Source organism: Kitasatospora sp. NPDC030952 (genome assembly GCF_055571335.1).
In genome coordinates this window covers 37,056-52,530 of record NZ_JBVIFM010000030.1, presented here as the reverse complement: position 1 = coordinate 52,530, position 15,475 = coordinate 37,056, and the positions used below count along the sequence as shown (strand labels likewise).

The window sequence follows — 15,475 nt, the reverse complement described above, 5'->3', positions numbered from 1 at the left end:
CGGTTATGACGCCCCGTCGGGGCTCACGCGGCGGCGCCCGGCCACTCCTCCGCGGTCAGCGCGAACCGCTCGTGGTCGCGCCAGTCCCCCTGCAGGAAGAGCATCCGCGGGGTGAAGCCCTCGTGCCGGAAGCCCAGCCGCTTGGCCAGCGCGATCGAGCGCTCGTTCTCCGGCTGCACGTTGATCTCCAGCCGGTGCAGCCCCAGCCCGTCGGCCGACTGCGGGGCGAAGCAGCGGTCCAGGACCAGGCGCAGGCCCTCGGTCATCCGCCCGGTGCCGGCGAACGGCAGGTACGAGTCGTAGCCCAGCGAGGCGTTGCAGAACCGGCCCATCACGATGTTGGCGACGTTCACCTTGCCGACCAGCCCGCCGGTTTCCCGGTCGATGATCAGGAAGGTGCGCAGGCCGGCCCCCTGCCGCTCCAGCAGCTCCGGCAGGCCGTCCGGCTCGACCGGGTTCCACCGTCCGATGTGCTCGGCGGACCGTCGGACCGCCTCCGCGTACACAGCCTCGTCCTCGGCCCTCGGGGCCCTGATCGTCACTCGCATGCCGCCATCATCGGACACCGCACCGTCCTCGGGCACCGCAGCGTGCCCGTCCGGGCCGACACGTGCCCGAACACCACCCCGGCCCTCACCCGGCCCGCACGCACGGACGCGGCGACGGCGACGGCGACGGCGACGGCGGCAGCGGCAGCGGCAGCGGCAGCGGCAGCGGCATCAGCAGCGACGACCCGGACACGCGAACGGCCCGCCGCCCGGAGTGCACCGGACGACGGGCCGAACAGGACGGCCGGACCGAGGCCTACAGCAGGTCCTTGAACTCCTTGGGCAGCTCGAAGTCGGCCGGGCCCTTGCCCGCGCCGAGGCCGAACGCGCCGCCGTCGGCCGGACCCTGGCCGGCGCCCGGACCGAGCGCGCGGCGCTCGGCGGCCGCGGCCTCCTCCTGCGCCCGCTTCAGCGGGTTGCCGCTCTTGCGCTTGCCCTTGGCCTGCGGGGCCTTCTTGCCGGACTTCTTCGCGCCGCCGCCCATGCCCGGGATCCCCGGCATGCCGGGCATGCCCTTGCCGGAGGCCATCGCGGACATCATCTTGCGGGCGTCGAAGAACCGCTCGACCAGGTTCTTGACCTCGCCGACCTGGACGCCCGCGCCCTTGGCGATGCGGGCCCGGCGGGAGCCGTTGATCAGCTCCGGCTCGGCGCGCTCGGTCGGGGTCATCGACTTGATGATCGCCCCGACCCGGTTGACGTCCTTGTCGTCGATGTTGTTGATCTGCTCCCGGATCTGGCCCATGCCGGGCAGCATGCCGAGCAGCTTGGAGATCGAGCCCATCTTCTGGACCTGCTCCAGCTGGGACAGGAAGTCGTCCAGCGTGAAGGCCTTCGGGCCGCCGCGCAGCTTGGCGGCGATCTTCTCGGCCTCCTCCTGCGAGAAGGTCTGCTCGGCCTTCTCGATCAGCGAGAGGACGTCACCCATGCCCAGGATGCGCGAGGCCATCCGGTCCGGGTGGAAGGCGTCGAAGTCGTCGACCTTCTCGCCGTTGGAGGCGAACATGATCTGCCGGCCGGTGACGTGCGCGACCGACAGGGCGGCGCCACCGCGAGCGTCGCCGTCGAGCTTGGAGAGCACGACACCGGTGAAGTCGACGCCGTCGAGGAAGGCCTGCGCGGTGGTGACCGCGTCCTGGCCGATCATCGCGTCGACGACGAACAGGACCTCGTCCGGGTTCACCGCGGCGCGGATGTCGGCGGCCTGCTGCATCAGCTCGGCGTCGATGCCCAGGCGGCCGGCGGTGTCGACGACGACGACGTCGTACTGCTTCTGCTTGGCGTACTCGATCGAGTCCTTGGCGACCTGCACCGGGTCGCCGACGCCGTTGCCCGGCTGCGGGCCGTAGAAGGCCACACCGGCGCGGTCCGCGACCACCTGGAGCTGGTTGACCGCGTTGGGGCGCTGCAGGTCGCAGGCGACCAGCAGCGGGGTGTGCTTCTGCTTCTTCAGCCAGGCACCGAGCTTGCCCGCGAGGGTGGTCTTACCGGCACCCTGCAGACCGGCGAGCATGATGACCGTCGGGCCGCTCTTGGCGAACCGCACCCGGCGGGTCTCGCCACCGAGGATCGCGATGAGCTCCTCGTTGACGATCTTGATGATCTGCTGCGCCGGGTTCAGCGCGCCGGAGACCTCGACGCCGAGCGCCCGCTCCTTGACCTGCTTGATGAAGGCCCGGACGACCGGCAGCGCGACGTCCGCCTCCAGCAGCGCGATGCGGATCTCGCGGGCGGTGGCGTCGATGTCCGCCTCGCTCAGGCGGCCCTTGCCCCGGAGGTTCTTGAACGTCGCTGCGAGGCGATCGGAAAGGGTGTCGAACACGTCGTCGCGGGTCCTCTGCGGCATCGGTATCAGTACGGTCGTCGTCCCCCAGGGTATCCGGCCGCCCCGGGTACGGTCTCCACCCCCGTACGACGGACCTCCGGCATCCCGTACGACGGACCTCCGGCACCCCGTACGGCAGGGCCTCCGCCGCCCCGGACGGCAGGGCCTCAGCCCAGCGCCGCCCGGACCGCCGCCGCCACCTCCCCGGCCCGCCCCGCGGTGAGCGGACGCCCCTCCGGATCGGTCAGGTAGAAGGAGTCGACGGCCTCCGCGCCCAGCGTGGAGACGTGCGCGGTGCGCACCCGGACGCCCGCCCCGTCCAGCGCCCGTCCGATCCGGTGCAGCAGCCCGGGGGCGTCGTGGGCGCGGACCTCCAGCACGGTCGCGGTCGCCGAGGCCACCGCCGGCGCCACCGCGACCAGCGGCGGTGGGGTCGCTATGCCCCGGCGGCGCGGGGCGGCGGCGTCCCGCTCGGCGAGGCGGCGGGAGACGTCCAGCGAGCCGTCCAGCGCCCGGCGCAGATCGGCGCGCAGCCGGGCCGCCTCCGGCAGTTCGCCGAACTCGGCGGCCACCCGCCAGGACAGCAGCAGCACCGGGCCCGCGCCGATCGGGTCCAGCTCGCGCAGACCGGCGGAGCGGACGGTCAACCGGTGCAGCGCCAGCACCCCGGCCACCGTGCCGAGCAGCCCGGGCCGGTCCGGGACGGCCAGGGTCAGCTCGACGCCCATCGGTTCGGTGCCCGGGTCCGCGCCCACCGCCTGGGCCAGCAGCGACAGTGCGGGGGCGCCGGTGCGGGCGGCCTCGACGGCGAGCCGCTCCTGCTCCGCGCCGGGCGCGACCTCCGTCGGCGGGACCGGGCCCCCGGCCAGCTGGGCGGCGGCCCGGGCCACCAGGCCGTCCACCAGCGAGGCCCGCCAGGCGCTCCACGCCGCCGGGCCGGTGGCCAGCGCGTCCGCCTCGGTGAGCGCGTGCAGCAGCTCCAGCTCCGGCAGGGTGCCGACCGCCTTGGTGACCGTCTCGACGGTGGCCGGGTCGTCCGGGTCGCGCCGGGTCGCGGTGTCGACCAGGGTCAGGTGGTGGCGGACCAGCACCGCCAGGGTCTCGGTGTCCTCGGGCGGGAAGCCCATCCGGGCGGCCAGGTCGCGGACGATCACCTCGCCGGCCTCGCTGTGGTCGCCGGGCCAGCCCTTGCCGATGTCGTGCAGCAGCGCGGCGACCAGCAGCAGGTCGGGCCGGGCCACCCGGCGGGTCATCGCGGCGGCCCGGACGGCCGTCTCCACCAGGTGCCGGTCCACCGTCCAGCGGTGCACCGCGTTGCGCTGCGGGCGGCAGCGCACCCGCTCCCAGTCCGGTAGCAGCCTGGTCACCAGCCCCTCCGCCTCCAGCGCCTCCCACACCGGCACGGCCGCCTCCCCCGCCCCCAGCAGGGTCACCAGCTGCTCGCGCGCCTCGTCCGGCCAGGGCACCGGCAGCGGACGGCACTCGGCGGCCAGCCGGCGCACCGTCGCGTACGAGACGGTCAGCCCGTTCTGGGCGGCGGCGGCCGCGGCGCGCAACGGCAGCACCGGGTCGGCGGCCGGGCGGGCGGCCTGGGCGAGCACCGCCTCGCCGTCCTGCTCGACCACGCCCTCGGCGAGCGGGCGGCGCGCGACGGCGCCCCGGGCCACCGCGCCGCCGCCGCGCCCGGCACCGGTGAACGGGAAGCCCAGCCGGACGGCCCGACGGCCCCGGCCGGAGCGGGCGGCGAGCACCCGGTCCACCGCCCGCCAGGTGACGTCGCTCGCGTAGGAGACGGTCCGGGCGGCCTCGTAGACCTGGCGCAGCAGGGTGTCGGCGTCCAGCACCCCGAGCCGCTCGGCGACCTGGTCCTGGTCCTGGAGGCTGAGCCGTTCGGTGGCCCGGCCGGTGGCCAGGTGCAGGGCGTCGCGGACGTCGGCGAGCCGCAGCGCCGCGGCGTCCAGGCCGTCCCGGGGCGCGTCGGCGAGCCAGGTGGCGGCGACGGCGTCGAGCGCGACCAGGTCGCGCAGGCCGCCGCGGGCCTCCTTGAGGTCGGGCTCCAGCAGGAAGGACAGCTCGCCGTGCCGTTCGGCCCGCTCCCGGCCCAGTTCGCGCAGCTCGGGCAGGCGCGCGGGGGCGCTGGCGCGCCAGTCGGTGAGCACCGCGGAGCGCAGCGCGGCGGTGAGCGCCGGGTCCCCGGCGAGGTGGCGGGCGTCCAGCAGGCCGAGCTGCGCCTTGAGGTCGGCGGCGGCCACCGCGCGGGCCTCGGCGGGGGTGCGCACCGAGTGGTCGAGCTTGGCTCCGGCATCCCAGACCGGGTACCAGATCCGCTCGGGCAGCTCGCGGGCGATCGGGCCGTCGTGCAGCAGCAGGATGTCCAGGTCGCTGCGCGGGGACAGCTCGCCCCGGCCGTAGCCGCCGACGGCGACCAGCGCGACGCCGGAGGCCGGGGCTCCGGCGGCGGCGAGCAGCCCGGCCAGCCAGTCGTCGGTGAGCCGGGCGAGCGCGAGGCGGCGCGGGCGGCCGGTCAGTCCGGGCCGTTCCAGCAGCGCGGTCCGGGCCGCCGGGTGGTCCAGGGGATCGGAGGGGCTGGTCTCGGTGGTCATGCGCGGGGTCCCGTCCGTGGTGCGGGTGAGCCGTGGTGCGGGGGAGCCGTCGTACAGCCGAGCCGTCGTACAGCCAAGCGGTCGTACGGCGGGACCGTCGTACAGCCGAGCCGTCGTACGGCCGAGCGGGGATGCGCCGACGGGCGGACCCGCACCCCGGGCAGGGGCGGGTCCGCCGGATCGGTCAGTGCCTCACAGGGCGTCCGGGCCGCGTTCGCCGGTGCGGACCCGGACGGCGGTGTCGACCGGGATGCTCCACACCTTGCCGTCGCCGATCTTGCCGGTGCGGGCGGCCTTCACCAGGACGTCGATCAGGTCGTCGGCGTCCTCGTCCTCGACCAGCACCTCGATCCTGATCTTCGGCACCAGGTCGACGGTGTACTCGGCGCCCCGGTAGACCTCGGTGTGGCCGCGCTGGCGCCCGTAGCCGCTGGCCTCGGTGACGGTCAGGCCGTGGACCCCGAAGGCCTGCAGGGCGGCCTTCACCTCGTCCAGGCGGTACGGCTTGATCACGGCGGTGATGAGCTTCATCGGGCGTCGACCTCGGTCTTCTCGGCGGGCTGTTCGGTGGTCTTGTCGGCAGGCTTCTCAGCGGCCGTCCCGGCGGGCTTGCCACCAGGCGCGGAGCCGGGCCCGGAGCTGGGCCCGGAGCCGAGGCCCAGGGCCGGCAGCGCCCGGGCCAGGCCGCCCCCGACGGCGCTGAAGTCGTAGGCGGACTCGGCGTGTTCGGCCTGGTCGATGCCGGCCACCTCGACCTCCTCGGCGACCCGGAAGCCGACCAGCTTGTCGACGGCCTTGGCCAGCAGCCAGGAGAGCACGAAGGAGTACGCCGCGACCACCGCCACGCCCATCGCCTGCTTGCCGAGCTGACCCAGCCCGCCGCCGTAGAACAGGCCCTTGGCGGTCTGGCCGACCCCGCCGGTGGCGAACAGGCCGATCAGCAGCGAGCCGATCGCCCCGCCCACCGCGTGCACGCCCACCACGTCGAGCGAGTCGTCGAAGCCCCAGCGGTACTTGAGGGAGACGGCCGCGGCGCAGACGGCGCCCGCGATCAGGCCGATGGCCACCGCGCCGAGCGGGCTGACCGAGCCGCAGGCCGGGGTGATCGCGACCAGGCCGGCCACCGCGCCGGAGGCGGCGCCCAGCGTGGTGAACGCGCCGTGCTTGAGCTTCTCGTAGACCAGCCAGCCGACCAGCGCGGCACCGGTGGCGACCTGGGTGTTGACCATCGCCATCGCGGCCACGCCGTTGGCGGCCAGCGCCGAGCCCGCGTTGAAGCCGAACCAGCCGAACCACAGCAGCCCGGAGCCGAGCATCACCAGCGGCAGGCTGTGCGGGCGCATCGGGTCCTTCTTGAAGCCGACCCGCTTGCCCAGCACCAGGCAGAGTGCGAGGCCGGCGACACCGGCGTTGATGTGCACGGCGGTTCCGCCGGCGAAGTCGATCACGCCGTTTCTGTCGCCCAGCCAGCCGCCGTGGCCGTTGTCCATGAAGAACACCCAGTGCGCGACCGGGAAGTAGACGACCGATACCCAGAGCGCGATGAACAGGCCCCAGGCGGAGAACTTGGCCCGGTCCGCGACGGCGCCGCTGATCAGCGCCGGGGTGATGATCGCGAACATCAATTGGAAGATCGCGAAGGCCGTCACCGGGATCGACCCGGTCAGTTCGTTCAGCCCGATGCCGCGCATCCCGAGGAAGTCCAGGTTGCCGATGAGTCCGGCGAAGGAGTCGGGCCCGAAGCTGAGCGAGTAGCCGTAGAGGACCCACAGCACACTGACGATGCCGAGCGAGAGGAAGCTCATCGCCAGCATGTTCAGTGTGCTCTTGGCCCTGACCATGCCCCCGTAGAAGAAGGCCAGGCCCGGGGTCATCACCATGACCAGGGCCGCACTGATGAGCACGAAGGCGGTGTCGCCCGCGCTGAAGCCGTCCGGCATCGGCGTCTCCTCTGCGTCCAAGCCGCTCCGCCCCCGGGTACCTGTCCCGTGCCACCCGGGGTGTCGGCGATGAAAAGGAGAGTGCCGAAGGCGGGTTTCGGCCAGTGCGGTCGCTTGTTTCGCGGCCGTGACGCGTGCGACGCGCGGGTTACGGGCGCGTGAACCGCGGCCCCGCCGCAGGGCCGGATGGGCTACTGTGCCGCCGCACCGCACGGTCCGTGGCCCGGAAAGCCACCGACCGTGACGGCGGCGGCCGTCACGGTCGGTGGAGTCTCCCGCCCGGGGCCGCTCAGACCACCGAGACGAACTCCGGGATGTCCTGGACCACCCGCTCCTGGAGCCGGCTCACCGCGTCCACGCCCTGGAACCGGGCGGCCGCGGCCTCCGTGGTCTTGCGGACCCGGGAGTTCAGCCGCTCCGAGCGCACCTTGGTCGCGATGTCCACCGCCTGTTCGGCGTACCGCGCCGCCTCCTCGGCCTCCTTCTGCAGCAGGTGGACGCTGGCCATGCCGATCAGGTTGAAGGCGTACGAGCGCACGTGGTCGTCGTCCTGGCGGAACAGGTCGACGGCGCGCCCCATCACCGGCGCGGACAGCGAGGCGTACAGCTGGGCGTTGTCCGAGTGGTACGCGAGGTCGCGGTAGGAGTGGGCGTTCTCGGCGTTCAGCTCGGCCGGCGAGAAGAACTTCAGCCAGTCCGGGTCCCCGTCGCCCTCGCGGATGTCGGTGAAGGTGTCCTCGGCCAGCCGGATCGCCCGGGCGCAGCGGTTCACCTCGCCGATGGTGGCGTAGGCGCGCGCCTCCATCGCGTACAGCAGGGACTGCTGCCGCGGGGTGGCGGTGTCCCGGCTGCCGTACTGGGCCAGGTGGATCAGGTCCAGGGCGTCCTCGCCCCGGTTGAGGTGGATCATCTGGCGGCTCATGTCGGTGAGGATCAGCGCGCCGAACGGGCGGTCGCCGGCCTCCTTGGCGGCGTGCAGGGCGAGCACGTAGTACTTCTGCGCGCTCGGGTGCATCCCGACGTCGTAGGACATCCAGCCGGCCAGGTGGGCGAGTTCGGCGGTGAGCCGGAACAGCCGCTTGGTGGTGTCCTCGCTGTACGTCTCCTGCAGCAGGTCGGTGACCTCGTGGAGTTGGCCGACCACGGCCTTGCGGCGCAGCCCGCCGCCGTTCTGGGCGTCCCACTGGCGGAACATGACCGTGGTCTGCTCCAGCAGTTCCAGCTCGGGCTCGGAGAGCCGGCCGGTGAACACCTCGCCGCCGTTGGCCGCGGTGAGGATCGGGGTGGGGATGCCGGTCGGGCCGGGGGCGAGCCAGCGCTGCATGGGCTCGATCAGCGCGGCGCCGGCGGTCAGCGCGAGCGAGGTGCCGAGGAAGCCCCGGCGGTTGAGCATCAGGTCGCTGCGGGAGTAGTCGCTGATCAGCTGGACGGTCTGCGGGGCGCTCCACGGCAGGTCCACGCCGCCGCCGACGGTGGAGACCGGGATCGCGGCGCGCAGGCCGAGGTCCTCGATCGAGACCACCGAGCCGAAGCGCTCCGAGAACAGCTCTGACATGATCTTGGGGATCGGCTCGCGGGGCTGCTCGCCGTCGAGCCATCGGCGCACCCGGGAGGTGTCGGTGGACACGTGGTGGGCGCCGATCTGCCGGGCCCGGCGGTTGACCTGGCGGGCCAACTCCCCCTTGGACCAGCCGCTGCGGGCGAACCACGTGGTCAGCTTCTCGTTGGGTTGCTTCTCTGCCATGGGAACGTCCCCATCCCGCCCGGCCCCTGCGGGGCCCCCGATCGTGACCGCCCGACGGTTGCGGGCTCTTGCCAGACGTGCCGTGTCTGAGGTGTTGCGGTACCGCCTCGTCGTACTGGTGTGCCATCGCCGTGGACGGTCCGTCAGATCCCCAACTCCCGTTCCCCGACGGCCCGGAGCGGGAGCTCCGACGACGTCCGTGTGCTGAACGTAGTGCCCCGCGAGGTACCCGTGGGAGCGCCCCTGGCGAAACGCCACCTTTCGCCACCCCCAGGAGTGAACCGAACTCCGGGGGCACGCGCTTGACTAGGTGGTCGCGACGGTCCGGCATATGCGGGCCGCCAAGTCCCCCGGTCAACCCCGGAAGACCCGGCAGACCCCGCAATCCCCCGCAGCCACAGGCGAGTTCACCGTCCACTCGGGACGGCAACCACCCCGCGCACCCGACGATCCGGCATCGGCGCCGCCCCCACAAGGCGGCGCCCGAGGCACACCCCCGCAACAGGCGCACGCCAAGCGCTGCGCGCCGCCACCGCACCACGCACCACGCAACGGACAATCAACACACAGTCACCGTCCCGTAACCATCGGCAACGAGAACCTGTTGGGGGAGGCATGGACAACCTGTTCGGCGAACTTCGACTGGGGCACCTGCGGCTGGCGCCGCTGGGCGCGCGCCGCCGCACCAAGGTCACCGCGTCCCAGGCCGCCGCGGAGTACACCGGCCGCTGGGGCTGGACCGTCGCCACCGGCGACCCGGCCGACTCCGCCGCCCCGCCCCGCTGTCCCTGCGGCTCCCGGCGCTGCGCCGCGCCCGGCCTGCACCCCGTGCCGGGCACCGCGAGCCGGGCCGGGGCCACCGGGGCCGAGGGCTCCGTACTGTTCCCCACCGGCCGCGCCTTCGACGTCCTGGACGTCCCCGAGCCGGCCGGCCTGCAGGCGCTGGTCCGGCTGGAGCGGATGGGCACCCAGGTCGGCCCGGTGCTCGCCCCGCCCACCGGCCGGCTGCAGTTCCTGGTCGCCGCCGGCACCGCCCGCCGACTGCCCGACCTGCTCTACCGGATGGGCTGGGACGACGCCGCGCTCGACCTGACCTGCCACGGCGAGGGCAGCTACGTCGCCGCCCCGCCCACCGTGCTCGGCGAACTCGGCCCGGTCCGCTGGCTGCGCCGCCCCACCCGCGACAACGCCGGCTGCCCGCCCGAGGCCCGGCTGCTGCTCGGCACCCTCGCCTACGCCTGCCACCGCAGCCGCGAGCGCACCGCCGAGCCCGCCTGGATCGCCTCGTGACCCGTCCGGCGACTCGCCCGCTCTCCTCCAGGGCAATCTGACCCGGGCACGCGAGAGGGCCCGCTCCCGGAGGAGCGGACCCTCGTCGACGGGGAGTCCCGGTCAGTCCCCGATCAGCGCGTCCACGAACGCACCCGGCTCGAACGGCGCCAGGTCGTCCGCGCCCTCGCCCAGACCGATCAGCTTGACCGGCACGCCCAGCTCGCGCTGCACCGCGACCACGATGCCGCCCTTGGCGGTGCCGTCCAGCTTGGTCAGCACGATGCCGGTGATGTCCACCACCTCGGCGAACACCCGGGCCTGGATCAGACCGTTCTGGCCGGTGGTGGCGTCCAGCACCAGCAGCACCTCGTCCACCGGGCCGTGCTTCTCGACGACCCGCTTGACCTTGCCCAGCTCGTCCATCAGACCGGTCTTGGTGTGCAGTCGGCCGGCGGTGTCGATCAGCACGGTGTCGACGCCCTCGGCGATGCCCTCCTTGACCGCGTCGAAGGCGATCGAGGCCGGGTCGCCGCCCTCCGGGCCGCGCACGGTACGCGCACCGACCCGCTCGCCCCAGGTCTGCAGCTGGTCCGCGGCCGCGGCCCGGAAGGTGTCGGCCGCGCCGAGCACCACCCGGCGGCCGTCGGCGACCAGGACGCGGGCCAGCTTGCCGGTGGTGGTGGTCTTGCCGACGCCGTTGACGCCGACGACCAGGACCACGGCCGGGCCCTCCTCGTGCTTGGTGGAGCGGACGGTGCGGTCGGCGTCCTTGCCGACCAGCTCGACCAGCTCCTCGCGGAGCAGGCCGCGCAGTTCCTCGGGCGTACGGGTGCCGAGCACCTTCACCCGGGTGCGCAGCCGCTCGACCAGCTCCTGGGTCGGGGCGACGCCGACGTCCGCGGTGAGCAGGGTCTCCTCGATCTCCTCCCAGGTGTCCTCGTCCAGGTGCTCGCGCGAGAGCAGCGAGAGCAGCCCCTTGCCGAGGGAGTTCTGCGAACGGGAGAGCCGGGAGCGCAGCCGGACCAGCCGGCCGGCGGTGGGCTCGGGGACCTCGATGGCGGGCGCCACCTCGGCCTCGGCGGGGGCCTCGACCTCGACGGCCTCGGGGACCGCGGGGGCCTCGGGGACCGCGGGGGCCTCGGGGAGCTGCACCTCCTCGACGGTGCGGCGCGGCTCCTCGGTCGGCGGCGCGGCCTCCTCGCCGACCTGGGGCTCCTGCGGGGTGGTCTTCGGCGCCGTGATGACCGGCGCCTGCGACTTCGGGGGCAGCTGCTGGCGTCGTCTGCCGGAAACGACGAGGCCCGCGATCGCACCGACGGCGACCACGGCGATGACTACGGCAAGGATCACGTATTCCATAACCCGACCAGTATCCGTGACCGGAGCCGTTCCGGACCGACGCCGCCCTAGACCGTCACCCGACCGACGCCCGACGGACGCCGCTCCCGGTGCTCTCCCCCGGCCTGGCGGCCGGGGGGTGCCCCTCGCGCAGCCGCTGGCTGATCACCTGGGAGATCCCGTCGCCCTTCATGGTCACGCCGTACAGGGCGTCGGCGGACTCCATGGTCAGCTTCTGGTGGGTGATCACGATCAGCTGGGAGCTCTCCCGCAGCTCCTCCATGATCCCGACCAGCCGGCGCAGGTTGGTCTCGTCCAGCGCCGCCTCCACCTCGTCCATCACGTAGAACGGGCTGGGCCGGGCCTTGAAGATCGCCACCAGCAGCGCCACCGCGGTCAGCGAGCGCTCGCCGCCGGACAGCAGCGACAGCCGCTTGACCTTCTTGCCCGGCGGGCGAGCCTCCACCTCGACCCCGCTGGTGAGCATGTTGTCCGGGTCGGTCAGCACCAGCCGCCCCTCGCCGCCCGGGAAGAGCCGGGCGAAGACGCCCTCGAACTGGGCGGCGGTGTCGTGGTACGCCGAGGTGAACAGCTGCTCGACCCGCTGGTCCACGTCCCGGACGATGTCCAGCAGGTCGCGCCGGCTGCGCTTGAGGTCGTCCAGCTGCTCGCCGAGGAACGTGTGGCGCTCCTCCAGCGCGGCGAACTCCTCCAGCGCCAGCGGGTTGACCTTGCCCAGTTGCTGGTACGCCTTCTCGGCGGCCCGCAGCCGCTTCTCCTGCTCGGCCCGGACGTACGGGTACGGCTCCCCCGGTTCCTGCCCCTCCTCGACGGTGCCATCGGCCGCTGACGCCGCGAGCGACGGCGGGACGGGCTGGTCCGGTCCGTACGAGGCCAGCAACTCGCCCCCGTCGATGCCGAACTCCTCCAACGCGCGGGCCTCCAACTGCTCGATCCGCAGCCGCTTCTCCGCTCGCAGCACCTCGTCCCGGTGGCCGGCGTCGACCAGCTTGTCCAGCTCCTCCTTGAGCCCGCGCCCGTGCTCGCGGTGCTCCCGGAGTTCGTTCTCCCGCCCGGCGAGCGCCTGTTCGACGTCCGCGCGCCCGGCGTCCGCGCGGGCCAGCGACACCTCCAGGCAGGCCAGCAGCTGCCGGGCACCCGCCGCGACGGCGTTCGCCACCCGGGCGTCGTGCTCGGCGCGCCGGCGGCGCTCGGCGGCCCGGGCGCGCGCCTCGCGCTCGGCGCGGGCGGCCCGGTCCAGTTGGTCGGCCCGGCCGGCCAGCGCGCGGACCCGCTCCTCGTGGGTGCGCACCGCGAGCCGGGCCTCCAGTTCGCCCTGCCGGGCGGCGGAGGCGGCGCCGGCCAGCCGCTGCTGCTCGGCCGGGTCCGGCTCGTCCTCCCCGGACTGCGCCGACTCCTCGGCGGCGGCCAGTCGTTCGGCCAGTTCCTCGGCGGTGGCGAGCAGTTCGGCCAGACCCTGTTCGGCCCGCGCGGCGGCGGCCGACAGCCGCTCGGCCTCCCCGGCGGCGGCCCGGGCCTGTCCGCCGAGCCGGCCGAGCGCCCCCGCCACCTGGGCCCGTTCCTTCTCCGCCTGCCGCCGCAGTTCGCCGAGCCGCTCGACCTCCGCGGCCGACTCCCGGCGCAGTTCGGTGAGTCGGGCCAGTCGCTCGGCCGAGTCGGCGCAGCGGAGGTCGAGTTCGCCGATCGCCCGGGCCGCCTGGTCCACCGCCGCCTGGGTCTCCAGCAGGCTGGGCGCGCCACCGGAGCCGCCCTGGGCGAAGCCGGCGCCCAGCCGGTCGCCCTCGGCGGTGACGGCGGACAGTTCGGGGTGTTCGGCGACCAGTCGCAGCGCCTGTTCCAGGTCGGCGACCACGACCACCCCGGCCAGCCGGTTCCGTACGGCGGCGATCAACTCGCCCGGCCCGTCGACCAGTTCGGCGGCCCACCGGGCACCCTCCGGCAACTCACCGTTTCCGCGCGGGAGTTCCTCTGCTCCGGCGATCAACAGCGCGGCCCGACCGGCGTCCTGGGCGCGCAACAGTCGCAGCGCGCCGACGGCGGCCGACGGCGATTCGACGGCCACCGCGTCGGCGGCGGCCCCGAGCGCGGCGGCCACCGGCACCTCGTAACCGGGCTCGATCCGCAGCAGCGCGGCCGCCGGGCCGAGCAGCCCGGTCAGCCGCTCACCCGCGGCCAGCAGCACGCCGGTGCCGTCCTTGCGGCGCAGTCCGAGCGAGAGCGCCTCGTGCCGCGCGGTGAGCCCGGCCCGTTCGCGTTCGGCGGCCGCGGCCGCCTCCCGGGCGGCGGCCTGGTCCCGTTCGGCCTCGGCCAGCCGGGCCCGGGCCCGCTGGTACCCGGCCTCGGCCTGTTCGTCGTCCCCGGTCAGGCCGTCCACCTGCTGCTGGAGTTCGTCCAGTTCGCCCTGAGCGGCCCCGGCGCGCAGCAGCGCCTCGTCCCTGGCCTCGGTGAGCCGACCGATCTCGGCCTCGGCCGAGCCGGCCCTGGAGCGGGCGGCGGCGGCCTGTCCCTGGAGTCGGGCCAGGCCCTCCCGGCGGTCCGCGATGGCCCGGGCGGCGTCCCGCAGCCGGCGTTCCTCGGCGGCCAGCCCGCGCTCCAGTTCGTCCTTGCGCTCGATCGCCTCGGCCAGCGCGTACCGGGCTTCCTCCAGCGCCTCGGCGAGGGCGGCCTCCTCCTCGCGGATCCGCTCGGCCTCCTGTTCCAGCTCCTCCGGGTCCCGGCCGCGCCGTTCCTCGGCCGCACCCCCGGCGGCGGCGTGCCGGGCCCGGGCCTCGGCCAGTCCGATCGTGCCGCGGGTGCGTTCGGCGAGGGCGGAGAGCCGGTACCAGGTCTGCCGGGCGGCCTCCAGGCCCGGGCCGAGCTGCCGGACCTGCGCCTCCAGGACCTGTTCGCGCTGCACCGCCCGCGCCAGTTCCTGTTCGACGGTGGTCCGGCGCAGCCGCAGCGCCAGTTCGTCGGCGACCTCGGCCTCGACGGCTCGGCGCAGCGCGAGCAGGTCGTCGGCGAGCAGCCGCAGCCGGGCGTCCCGCAGGTCGGCCTGGATGCCGGCGGCCCGGCGGGCGATCCGGGCCTGCCGGCCGAGCGGTCCGAGCTGGCGGCGCAGTTCGGCGACCAGGTCCTGGACCCGGTTGAGGTTGGCCTGCATCGCGTCCAGCTTCCGCAGCGCCTTCTCCTTGCGCTTGCGGTGCTTGAGGACGCCGGCCGCCTCCTCGATGAAGGCGCGCCGGCCCATGGGGTCGGCGTGCAGCACGGAGTCGAGCTGGCCCTGTCCGACGATGACGTGCATCTCGCGGCCGATGCCGGAGTCGGAGAGCAGTTCCTGGATGTCCAGCAGGCGGCAGGTCTCGCCATTGAGCGCGTACTCGCTGCCGCCGTTGCGGAACATGGTCCGGGTGATCGTCACCTCGGAGTAGTCGATCGGCAGGGCGCCGTCGCCGTTGTCGATGGTGAGGCTGACCTCGGCCCGGCCGAGCGGGGCGCGCCCGCTGGTCCCGGCGAAGATGACGTCCTCCATCTTGCCGCCGCGCAGCGACTTGGCCCCCTGCTCGCCCATCACCCAGGACAGCGCGTCCACCACGTTCGACTTGCCGGAGCCGTTCGGGCCGACCACGCAGGTGATGCCCGGCTCGAAGCGCAGGGTGGTGCTGGAGGCGAAGGACTTGAAGCCGCGCAGCGTCAGACTCTTCAGGTGCACGCGGCCGGTCTCCTCATTCGCTCACGACGGGAACCGACTGTATCCGGAGTCCGACACGACGAAGGGACGCCACATCCGGGCGTCCCTTGCAAAGCTGCGTCCCTTTCGGGGCGGCTCAGTGCACAGCGGCGTCGATCCGTGAGGAGCGGGGCGGGGCTCAGGTGAGAGCCGGCTCCCGCTGATCCAGGTCGATGCTGTTGAGCAGCGAGTGCTCGTCAGCGACAGCGGTGAGCGCGTCGTTCTCAGCCTGCATCCGAAGGAGCTCGGACTCCAGGTCCTGGACGCGCTGCTGAAGCCGTCGCATCTCGGAGAGCATTCGCGGGTCGGGGCCGCCGACGTACCCGAGAAGCGCCTTTGCCATGATGAATGGTCCTCCACGCTGAGTGACCGAACCGGAACGGTACAGGTCTAGGGGGAAGGGGGACGCACGCGCGGCGCGCACCGGAAGTGCTGGCTGGGCACTACGGCACAACCGCCGTGAGCTGGGCCCACG

The 15,475-nt window shown here is 74.0% G+C and carries 10 protein-coding genes; 1 reads left to right on the top strand and 9 read right to left on the bottom strand.

Translation table 11 applies throughout. The features are described 5' to 3' along the window. Positions 1–23: 23 nt before the first annotated feature. The 6 genes from ACZ47G_RS35075 to nsdA form a co-directional block, all read right to left on the bottom strand. Positions 24–548: a GNAT family N-acetyltransferase gene (locus tag ACZ47G_RS35075; RefSeq protein ID WP_465749783.1), complete on the bottom strand. Its 525-nt coding sequence runs from the start codon at positions 546–548 to the stop codon at positions 24–26. A 256-nt stretch (positions 549–804) separates the two neighbouring features. Further along, entirely contained in the window at positions 805–2,370 is a 1,566-nt protein-coding gene (gene ffh / locus ACZ47G_RS35070) for a signal recognition particle protein (protein WP_380453476.1), read from the bottom strand. A 170-nt stretch (positions 2,371–2,540) separates the two neighbouring features. Next, a complete protein-coding gene (locus ACZ47G_RS35065) occupies positions 2,541–4,976 on the bottom strand; it encodes a [protein-PII] uridylyltransferase (protein ID WP_465749781.1) in 2,436 nt (811 codons plus the stop codon). Between the two features lie 192 nt (positions 4,977–5,168). Beyond that, positions 5,169–5,507 carry a P-II family nitrogen regulator gene (locus ACZ47G_RS35060; protein WP_270143771.1) on the bottom strand — a complete coding sequence of 113 codons (339 nt, stop codon included), beginning with the start codon at positions 5,505–5,507 and terminating at the stop codon, positions 5,169–5,171. Continuing rightward, the gene (locus ACZ47G_RS35055; protein ID WP_465749779.1) at positions 5,504–6,916 is read right to left on the bottom strand and encodes an ammonium transporter; all 1,413 of its coding nucleotides are present in this window, start codon (positions 6,914–6,916) and stop codon (positions 5,504–5,506) included. Before ACZ47G_RS35055 ends, ACZ47G_RS35060 begins: the two co-directional genes overlap by 4 nt. A gap of 289 nt (positions 6,917–7,205) precedes the next feature. After that, entirely contained in the window at positions 7,206–8,702 is a 1,497-nt protein-coding gene (gene nsdA / locus ACZ47G_RS35050; protein ID WP_380453478.1) for a transcriptional repressor NsdA, read from the bottom strand. Positions 8,703–9,275: 573 nt separating this feature from the next. On the opposite strand from nsdA, the gene ACZ47G_RS35045 reads away from it, so the two are divergent. Beyond that, a complete protein-coding gene (locus ACZ47G_RS35045) occupies positions 9,276–9,950 on the top strand; it encodes a bifunctional DNA primase/polymerase (RefSeq protein WP_465749777.1) in 675 nt (224 codons plus the stop codon). A gap of 102 nt (positions 9,951–10,052) precedes the next feature. Here the strand turns inward: ACZ47G_RS35045 and ftsY are convergent, their stop codons facing one another. From ftsY to ACZ47G_RS35030, 3 genes are all read right to left on the bottom strand, one after another. Beyond that, positions 10,053–11,291: a signal recognition particle-docking protein FtsY gene (ftsY, locus tag ACZ47G_RS35040; RefSeq protein WP_465749775.1), complete on the bottom strand. Its 1,239-nt coding sequence runs from the start codon at positions 11,289–11,291 to the stop codon at positions 10,053–10,055. 55 nt (positions 11,292–11,346) lie between these two features. Continuing rightward, the gene (smc, locus tag ACZ47G_RS35035) at positions 11,347–14,982 is read right to left on the bottom strand and encodes a chromosome segregation protein SMC (protein WP_465749773.1); all 3,636 of its coding nucleotides are present in this window, start codon (positions 14,980–14,982) and stop codon (positions 11,347–11,349) included. 157 nt (positions 14,983–15,139) lie between these two features. After that, positions 15,140–15,343 (bottom strand): hypothetical protein, encoded by a 204-nt coding sequence (locus tag ACZ47G_RS35030; protein ID WP_030243474.1) that lies wholly within the window; start codon positions 15,341–15,343, stop codon positions 15,140–15,142. Positions 15,344–15,475: the final 132 nt, after the last annotated feature.